The following is an 8185-nucleotide window of genomic DNA, read 5'->3' on the forward strand; positions in this document are numbered from 1 at the left end:
AAAAAAATTAGGAGAGTATGAATGCCGAATATACCTACAATAAGATGGAGCGATGATGAATTATATATACTTGATCAAACATTATTGCCTGTAACTGTCAAGGAAATAAAATTATCAAGTATTGAAGATTCTTATAACGCTATAAAAGAGTTAAAGGTAAGAGGGGCTCCTGCTATTGGAGTTGCCGCTGCTTATTCTTTATTAATAGATTTAAAAAAAGAGACAAAATTATCAAGCGATGATTTTATTAGTTTTGTAGAAAAGAGAGCTAAATATTTAAACTCATCAAGACCAACGGCGGTTAATTTAAGCTATGCTTTAAATAGAATGTTTAATGCTATAAATAATAAGAAAGACAAAACTTCTTTAGAATTATACAACATGCTTGAAAATGAAGCTAAAAAGATACATTCTGAAGATATTGATATATGTCAAAAAATAGGTGAATATGGAGCTGAACTTTTAAAAGATAATACAGGCATACTCACTCATTGCAATGCAGGAAGATTAGCAGTAAGCGGAATAGGAACAGCACTTGCTCCGATGTATACGGCACATAAAAATGGAGTAAAGATAAGAGTATATGCTGATGAAACTAGACCTCTTCTTCAGGGGGCTAGGCTAACAAGTTTTGAGCTGCAAGATGCTGGAATAGATGTTACTTTGATATGCGATAATATGGCTGCTTTTATAATGTCTAAAGGGCTTATTGATTTAGTGATAGTAGGATGCGACAGGGTTGCTGAGAATGGAGATGCTGCTAACAAAATAGGTACTATGGGAGTGGCTATTTTAGCTAAACATTTTAATATACCTTTTTATATTGCTTGTCCTTCTACTACTTTTGATTTAAATACAAAAACAGGAAGCGATATAATAATTGAAGAGAGAGATGCCAAAGAAGTGATAAATTTTTATGGTGTTCAAACTGCTCCTTCAAATATTAAAGTGAGAAATCCAGCATTCGATGTTACACCTAGTGAGCTTATAACAGGTTTTATCACAGAAAAAGGAATAATAAAGCCTCCATATAGAGAAAGCTTAAAAAAGGCTTTTGATTTAAAATAACTATTTAAACTAATAAATAAAAGGAGTTTTTATATATGTCTTATAAACAATTAAATATAAACACAATTATAGATTATTTAAAAACTATAGATGAAATGAAAAATATATTCTCAAGCTTTGATGATTTAATTATCAAAGAAATTGGAGATGGAAACTTAAATTTTGTATATAGCATCACAAATAAAAATAATGATAAAGAAACTGTGATATTAAAACAATCTGTACCTTTTTTAAGATGCGTAGGAGAAAGCTATCCATTAGAAAAAGACAGAATGAAAATAGAAATTAAAGCCCTCAAAGAACAATATAAATTATGTCCGAATTTAGTTCCTAATGTATATTATTTTTCTGAAGATATGTGCGTTGTTATAATGCAGAACTTAAATAAGCATAAAGTTTTAAGAGGAGAAATTATAGAAGGCAAAAAATTTCCTAAAGCAGCTGAAGATTTAACAGACTTCCTTTCAAAAACTTTATTCTACACTTCTGATTATTATTTGGATTCAAAAACAAAAAAAGCTCTTGTTGTTGAATATATGAATGCTGAGTTATGCAGCCTTACGGAAGATTTTATTTTTACTCATCCTTTTGAAGATAATGATACTAATATATTTTATGATGAATTAAATATAGATGAAGTAAAAAAATTTCAAAGAGATTCAAAATTAAAAATAGCCGCAGCAGAGATGAAATATGCTTTTATGACTAAGTCAGAAGCACTTCTTCATGGAGATTTTCATTTGGGAAGTTTTATGGGAAATGAGGAAGAAACTTATGTAATAGACCCTGAGTTTGCATTCTATGGTCCTATTGGGTTTGATATTGGAAAGGCTATGGCTAATTTCTTTATGGCTTATATTTCGCATGAATATCATCAAAAAAGATTAGGAACTAACTCAAAAGAATATAGGAAATGGCTTTTTGATACTGCTAAATATATGCTTACTGGAACTTTAACTAAATTTGAAGTTCTATGGAAAAGTCATTTAGAAAAAACTAAGCCTTTGTATTGGCAATACGAAGAAGGAAAAAAACATTCAGAAGAATATATAAAAACTGTATTAAATAGAATATTTAGAGATGCTGTTGGTTTTGCAGGATGCGTGCTTATAAGAAGAACATTAGGACTTGCTAAAAATAAAGATATATCAGGCATTGAGGATTTAAATGAAAGGGCTAGATTAGATTGGATTTGCCTAAAAATAGGAAGAGAGTTTTTAGTAAATAATATAGATAATATAGAAAAAGTTGAAAAAATTGTAAACGAATATTCTAATATTGATAAAATTTAAATATTTAATTTTTTATAAAAACTTAAAGAGTTGTTTTAATTATTTTTAAAATAACTCTTTATTTTTTATAGTATACAAATCGCTTAATTGCTTATACTGCTCCAAAAATACAGAAGAGTTTTTGATGTTATTTTTATTATTCGCATAACAGTAAATACAATCAGATAAACAAGTGTTGTAAGTGCCTATGTCAATGCTTTCAATACACCCGCAATTAAGCCTTTGATTTTTGTCTTTTTTAGTTTTAATATTATACCCTACTATCTTTGCTATAAGCTCAGCATCAATGCATTTACTTTTAGCAATATTAGGCAAATCCTCACAGCAAGCCTCTACAGTTATATTATAATATGCAGCAATATCGCTAATAAAAGAAGATAATTCAAAAATATGCTCATCATCTTTTTTTATATTTATATCTTTTATTTTGTTTTCTATTTTTTTGTAAACATCAACAAAACTTATTATGCATTTATTTGTATAGTTATGAAGCTCTTTTATTAAATATTCAAAATGTTTTTTATGATAATCAACGCTATATTTATCGCTTAAAATAATAGGGTCATATCGCCACAAAACTTTTTCTTTGCCTATTTTTTCTGAAAGTCTTTTAAACGAATATATTATCTTCTCTTTTCTCTTTGAAATAACATTCTCTATATCTTCGCCGTATGAGTTAATTGTAAATTGAAAATAATATTTATAGTCTTTAATAAAATATAATTTATCAATCATAGGAGAAACATCTTTAGTCCAAAACACTATGCAATCAACCACATCAGCCGACAAATCTATCTTACTCACCTGATGACTATTAAAAGGATTTCTTACTAAACAATACCCCTCTTTTATTCTATCAAAAAACCAATCACAGTAATAACAAGGAATATCAGTTCTTCTGCTTGCACTTATTATCATAATAATTATTGAGTTATTTTAATATATTCTATTAAAGCTTCTTTTGATGATTTGAAAGCTAATCTGTCAAAATCAATATTCTCTTTTTTTATAAATACCACCTCAGATGCATCATCAGAAGGTTTAACATCTGGCACATAATCTATTTTAGCATAAAAAAACATATCAGTAGTAACATACATAATGCCCTCATAAATATACTCATTACTTCCACTTATAAGAAAATGTATATTATCTATTTTTATATTAGTCTCTTCAAAAAGCTCCCTTCTAACAGCATCTTCTATTTTTTCATAAGGCTCGCAAAACCCGCCAGGCAAATCAATATAACCCTTCTTAGGTTCAAACTTTCTCTCAACAAATACAATGCCTTTAGGTGTTTCAACAACCATCCCTCCCGCACAAGCAGGATTAACAAAATAGCTCCTCCCACACTTTGAACAGTTAAATATCTTTACACCGTTATATATAAAAGAATCTTTCTCTCCGCAATAGGGACAGTATTTAAATTGATTTTTAATATGCTCTTTCATAATTTCTATTTATATAAAATAAACTAATATCTCTTACCTTGCTTATAAATATATCAGATTCTGCCCATATGCCAAAAGGTGCTTTCTTAAAAAATAAATTATTTTTGTTTGATAAATTTACACTTTTATGATGATAATTGTTAGGGTCAACATTATAATAGTCGTATATATAATAATACTCTATATCAAGCTCTTTCATTTTTTCTTCTATTACAGTTTCCATTTCTTCTATTGTATTTGCTACTATGTAATAAGTAGAAACAAAAGATACAGTCTTACACTTTCCAAGACAGCGAACAGTAACATTCCACCATTTAGGCTCTTTATCTATTATTTTCTCATCATCATTAATTATAGCAAAACCAAAACTATGCTTTAAATTGTTAATAATATCATAATAATCAAATATATATTCATAAGTTTCGCTATAGCTCTCATAAGACACTATAGAAGATAAAGAATAATGCCAGTGAATATCAGAACTAATAAAAACAGGAGTTTCATCTAAAAGATTAAAAGAATCTAATATTCTGTTAATCTTTTTAATATTTTTAAAAGGCGTGTTTATAATTATTTCTTTATCTAAATTAATAAAAATCTCAAAATCATTATATTCATCAATAACACCAAAACCAACAAAACCGCATTCTACCCAAAGCTCATTATATTTTTTAAACACCCTTCTAATTTCGCTTAAAGATATATCAGGGTCGCTCATAAGCACGTCAAACTCTCTGTTTATATCCTCGCTTTTTCTCTCTATCACCATAGTAGCGTAATATGGGAATAATTTTATTAATTTGAGAAATAAATCTGAAAGCCTATTTGCTGATATTGAAATGCTGTAAGAATACATATCAGCACTGTCCTCAGAAGTTTTTAATTCTATACTCACGCCCTCTTTAGGTTTAGAAGATTCTATAGGCACTATACCCAAAGGCACATAAAAATCATTTATAATTATTCTTTTTTCTTTAATTTTATTTAATATACTTTTTCTCTTCTTATTCTTTTGAAAATAGCTAATCACAATACTCTCTCCATAAAACTCATAAGCATAAAAAATATTTGTGATATAATAATAAAAAAATGCCCGCATGTCAAGCATAATATTAATATTAAAGAAGATAAAAAAAATAATATTTCTTGACATAGATTTTTTTTGCTGTATACTCTTTTGTGCGATAAGGGGAATGAGGGTGCAAATCCCACGCTGGCCCGCAACCGTAAAGCTTAGTTATAAAAAACTAACGAAGTCGGAATGCCTTATTGTAAAAATACAATAATTGAGTCGAGTGCACTATATTATGAGTTTTATTCTTTTTTAAACTTATAAACTTTTTTATGTATTCGCTCCTAATTTTAAAGGAGTTTTTTTATGCAAAAATATTTTATTCTATTATTATCATTTATTATTTTTTTATCATCATGTACAAACCCAAATAATCCAAATGAGCAAAATAATAATAATATTCAAACTAATCAATCACAAAGAGGAGAATATAAACTTCTCACAGATGAAAGTATTTTAACCCTAAGCTGGAGCGATGAAAACAAGCAAGAATATTTTAGAACCAACTGGCTAAATACATTCACAAACCAAATAATAATACCTGCAGGAGTAACAGGAACAACAAGAAAAACAGATGAAAATGCTACATATATGGAAAATGATGGAAAAGTTCTAGGAAAATTTATGTATGCTACAAATATAGAATGGAAAGGCACAAACTGGATAGGAGCATTATATTTAGATGAAAGATATACTGATTCTTCAAAATGGCTTATATTTCATATAGACACTGAAGGGAATTTAATGAATGCTTCAGGATATGGAATAAATGAAGATGGAGCACCTATTACAGATGAACAATGGAAAACCTCAATATATGAGAAATGGGGAGCTTTCCCTCTTGGAACTATAAAAGATTTTAATTATAATCAACAACAATAAATAATTATGAAACGTTTTATCATATACTTCCTTTTTGCTTCTATAAATATGCTTTATTCTCAAACATACCTTATAAGAGAGCTTAAAGGAGGTATATGGGTTACTTCAAAGGCAGAAATAACCAATCAAACAAATAATACTCCCTCTTCAAACTCATCATACAAAAGCCCTATAAATGTAAATATTAAAACTATAACCTCTGAAGAAATAGAGAGAATGGGTTACAACAATGCTAAAGAAGTATTAGAAAATCAGGCTGGTTTTGTAAATAAAGGCAATTATATGGGCAATGAAGTAGTAGACCCTGCAGGAGGAAGTGCTGACAATATAAAAATATATATTAATGGCGTTTTGATGAATACCGCTAAAGGCAATGCCGATGCAGGTGTGGATTTAAGAAGAATACCTTCAAACCTCATAGAAAAAATAGAAATTATAGGCTCTTCAATTTATATCACAACAAAAACCCCAAAAGAAGATATTATACTTTTATCATTATCATACGGCTCATATAACACAATAGCCCCTTCAATACTCTTTTCAAAAAATATAGACGACAATCAAATATTCACCTTTACAGCAGATTCTTATTACAGCGACGGCAATTATTATTATAACTTTACAAACCTCGCAGGAAAATGGATTAAAGGAAACATTGAAGACAATAGACAATTTATAATAAACTCTTCTGCCAACTATAAATATATATTTAAAAATAAAAATTATATAAATGCATTTGCAAATATATCTTATTCAAGTTCAGCCTCACAGTATCAAATTCCTCCTATAAGCTATACAGATTCTTGGTTTAATTTTACAACTTTAGCTTCATCTATATCATACAACGGCTTTTCTGATGTGCTGGATTATAATATAAATCTCTCATATTTGTTTGACTCATTTGTAGACAGACCATATTTCAAAGAAGGTAAATTTGTATCAGACTATAAATCTCACGGACTAGCTATAAATACAACACTAAAAAGAATGGACGAGTTTATACCAAACACCATTACATTATACAATGAGCTAACCCCCGAATATAGATACGACATACTCACAGAAGAAAAAAATGCCTTAGAAACTAATTTTAATCATAACCCTCAAAGACATTCATTAAATATAAAATATGACATGCAGCTTTCTTTCGGATACTGGGATAATAATACTCCAATATTCACACTCATGCCAAGTATAAAATATGAATATCAAAATGAGTTTTTTACAAATCAAAAACATAATAATTATTTAGCATATAATGCAGGATTTAACCTAAACTTTTATAAAGGCTATAGTTTGTATTTTGCCTATATGAGCGATTATACAAGCCCAACATTTAATGATTTGTATTATGGCAATTTTAGTAATCCAAACTTAAAGCCAGAAACCTATAATCAAATACTCACAAAAATATCATTAGAGCCTATAACAAACTTAAAAATAGAATCCTCATACACATACACCACCTACACAAATAAAATAATATGGTACAGCAGTATTCCAGAAAATGCAGACACTGCTATATCTCATATATTCTCTTCGAGCATAGGGTACGATATTTACTTTTTAACCTACAACAAAATAAAAGCAAAAATAGAATATTCTTATCAGCTTGCATATCTCAACGAAGAAAAACTTCCAAAAATAGGTTTGCCTAATAATGTTGTAACTGCACTGCTTGGATATGATTTTGTTTCAGATGGTAAAATATTAAGCTCATTATCTTTTAATATTTATTATATATATTCAAGCCCAAGAGCGATGACATCAAATTATCCAATCTATTATTCAGAAGAGTTTCACAATTTGAATATATCATTTTATTCTATATGGTTTAAGCATTTAATATTTTCTATGCATTTTAAGAACATATTGAATAAGACGCCTATATTATCAGCCTATTCAGTAGCAAAGCCATTTACTTTTGAATTTGAGGTTGGGTATAATTTTTAGTGCTTAGTTGAATGATTATATTTTTTGTGTTTTGTGTTATTCAACTTTTTACCATAACAAAGTTTTTGCCCTCCGGGCACGCTTCGCGAAAGTGCAAGTGTTATAGCTTTATATTTTGGAATATATAAAACAATGGTTATATTTTGATATACATAAAAAGCTATAATCTATTAAATGCAGTTCTTTTGGTTCTTTTATACCAATACCGAGTAGGTGCCTATCGGCAAAAGAACTGGGGTGCGGGGCAAAGCCCTGCAAATATTTAATATAAACAAATCATTTTTATATTAGAATATATTAAATTATTGTTCTTTTTCCCGCCTTCGCTGTGCGGACTTCGTCAAAAGAACCAAAAAGTGCAAGTGTTATAGCTTTATATTTCGGAATATATAAAACAATGGCTATATTTTGATATAAATAAAAAACTATAATCTATTAAATGCAGTTCTTTTGGTTCTTTTATACCA

General features: G+C 28.6%; 7 protein-coding genes. 4 read left to right on the top strand and 3 right to left on the bottom strand.

Annotation, left to right across the window (positions count from 1 at the left end):
* Positions 1-21: 21 nt before the first annotated feature.
* Together mtnA and mtnK are read left to right on the top strand one after the other, a co-directional pair.
* The gene (mtnA, locus tag E6A48_RS06550) at positions 22-1068 is read left to right on the top strand and encodes an S-methyl-5-thioribose-1-phosphate isomerase (protein ID WP_219709243.1); all 1047 of its coding nucleotides are present in this window, start codon (positions 22-24) and stop codon (positions 1066-1068) included.
* Positions 1069-1103: 35 nt separating this feature from the next.
* Positions 1104-2360: an S-methyl-5-thioribose kinase gene (gene mtnK, locus E6A48_RS06555; RefSeq protein WP_219709244.1), complete on the top strand. Its 1257-nt coding sequence runs from the start codon at positions 1104-1106 to the stop codon at positions 2358-2360.
* Positions 2361-2405: 45 nt separating this feature from the next.
* Here the strand turns inward: mtnK and E6A48_RS06560 are convergent, their stop codons facing one another.
* From E6A48_RS06560 to E6A48_RS06570, 3 genes are read right to left on the bottom strand one after another with little or no spacing between them, the layout of a single operon-like run.
* On the bottom strand, positions 2406-3278 hold the full coding sequence (locus tag E6A48_RS06560) for a DUF1848 domain-containing protein (protein ID WP_219709245.1): 873 nt from the start codon (positions 3276-3278) through the stop codon (positions 2406-2408).
* Positions 3279-3283: 5 nt separating this feature from the next.
* A complete protein-coding gene (locus E6A48_RS06565) occupies positions 3284-3811 on the bottom strand; it encodes an NUDIX hydrolase (protein ID WP_219709246.1) in 528 nt (175 codons plus the stop codon).
* Complete coding sequence (locus E6A48_RS06570; RefSeq protein ID WP_219709247.1) at positions 3795-4841, bottom strand: hypothetical protein; 1047 nt, start codon at positions 4839-4841, stop codon at positions 3795-3797. The genes E6A48_RS06565 and E6A48_RS06570 overlap by 17 nt, the downstream gene beginning before the upstream one ends.
* A 348-nt stretch (positions 4842-5189) precedes the next feature.
* Here E6A48_RS06570 and E6A48_RS06575 point away from each other — a divergent pair, with 348 nt between their 5' ends.
* Both E6A48_RS06575 and E6A48_RS06580 read left to right on the top strand, forming a co-directional pair.
* Positions 5190-5765 carry a hypothetical protein gene (locus tag E6A48_RS06575; protein WP_219709248.1) on the top strand — a complete coding sequence of 192 codons (576 nt, stop codon included), beginning with the start codon at positions 5190-5192 and terminating at the stop codon, positions 5763-5765.
* Positions 5766-5771: 6 nt separating this feature from the next.
* On the top strand, positions 5772-7718 hold the full coding sequence (locus E6A48_RS06580; protein WP_219709249.1) for a TonB-dependent receptor plug domain-containing protein: 1947 nt from the start codon (positions 5772-5774) through the stop codon (positions 7716-7718).
* Positions 7719-8185 lie beyond the last annotated feature (467 nt).

It is taken from the genome of Brachyspira pilosicoli, from assembly GCF_019402445.1.
Taxonomy (GTDB): Bacteria; Spirochaetota; Brachyspiria; order Brachyspirales; family Brachyspiraceae; genus Brachyspira; species Brachyspira pilosicoli_B.